At 61.4% G+C, this 1,482-nt stretch carries 2 protein-coding genes; both read left to right on the top strand.

The window, feature by feature from the left end; genetic code table 11:
• Positions 1-1,084 (top strand): chemotaxis protein CheA (locus BFP90_RS01570; protein WP_083203137.1); only part of this gene is annotated, 1,084 nt, incomplete at its 5' end.
• Between the two features lie 50 nt (positions 1,085-1,134).
• The coding region (locus BFP90_RS01565) for a response regulator (RefSeq protein ID WP_141688891.1) at positions 1,135-1,482 on the top strand (348 nt) is incomplete at its 3' end.

Here is a 1,482-nt window from a genome sequence, read left to right as displayed (position 1 = left end):
GGTGCGCCTGGGTCTGAACAGTGGCGACGAAGCCATGCAGAAGGCCGTGTCGAACCTAGACGTGGTCACCGCCGATCTGCAGACCGCCGTGATGAAAACGCGGATGCAGCCGATCAAGAAAGTCTTCGGCCGCTTCCCGCGCCTGGTTCGCGACCTGGCGCGCCAGCTCAAGAAAGAAATCACCCTGGAACTGGTGGGCGAAGAAACCGACCTCGACAAAAACCTTGTCGAGGCCCTGGCCGACCCGCTGGTCCACTTGGTGCGCAACGCCGTCGACCACGGCGTGGAAACCCCGGAAGAACGCGAAGCCTCGGGCAAGTCACGCAACGGCAAGGTGATCCTGGCGGCGGAGCAGGAGGGCGACCACATCCTGCTGTCGATTACCGATGACGGCAAAGGCATGGACCCGACTATCTTGCGCAATATCGCCGTCAAGCGCGGCGTGATGGACAAGGACGCCGCCGACCGCCTGACCGACACCGAGTGCTACAACCTGATCTTCGCGCCGGGTTTCTCGACCAAGACCGAGATTTCCGACGTGTCCGGGCGTGGCGTCGGCATGGACGTGGTGAAGACCAAGATCAGCCAGCTCAACGGCTCGATCAATATCTACTCGACCAAGGGTCAGGGTTCCAAGATCGTCATCAAGGTGCCGTTGACCCTGGCGATCATGCCGACCCTGATGGTGATGCTGGGCAACCAGGCGTTTGCCTTCCCGCTGGTCAACGTCAACGAGATCTTCCACCTCGACCTGTCGCGCACCAACGTGGTGGACGGCCAGGAAGTGGTGATCGTGCGCGACAAGGCCTTGCCGCTGTTCTACCTCAAGCGCTGGCTGGTGGCGTCGGCCAAGCATGAAGAGCAGCGCGAGGGCCATGTGGTGATTCTGTCGGTGGGCACCCAGCGCATCGGCTTTGTGGTCGATCAACTGGTGGGCCAGGAAGAAGTGGTGATCAAGCCTTTGGGCAAGATGCTGCAGGGCACCCCGGGCATGTCGGGTGCCACCATCACCGGTGACGGTCGCATCGCGCTGATTCTCGATGTTCCGAGCATGCTCAAGCGTTACGCCGCACGGCGTATTTGATTCTGGCGGGGCAGGGCGCGCGAGTGCCCGCCCCGTCTAACGGAGTGTTTATGGCAGTCAAGGTCCTGGTGGTGGACGATTCGGGTTTCTTCCGCCGCCGCGTCTCGGAGATTCTTTCCGCCGATCCAACGATCCAGGTAGTCGGCACGGCCACCAACGGCAAAGAGGCGATCGAACAAGCCATTGCGTTGAAGCCGGACGTGATCACCATGGACTACGAAATGCCGATGATGGATGGCATCACGGCCGTGCGTCATATCATGCAACGTTGCCCGACACCGGTGTTGATGTTCTCCTCGCTGACCCACGAAGGCGCCCGGGTGACCCTGGATGCGCTGGATGCCGGTGCGGTGGATTTCCTGCCCAAGAATTTCGAAGACATCTCGCGCAACCCCGAG

Origin of the sequence: Pseudomonas sp. 24 E 13 (genome assembly GCF_900004715.1) — a bacterium.
GTDB lineage: Bacteria > Pseudomonadota > Gammaproteobacteria > Pseudomonadales > Pseudomonadaceae > Aquipseudomonas > Aquipseudomonas orientalis_A.
Note: the sequence above shows the minus strand (reverse complement) of the source record. Positions and strands in the feature narration are given on the sequence as shown.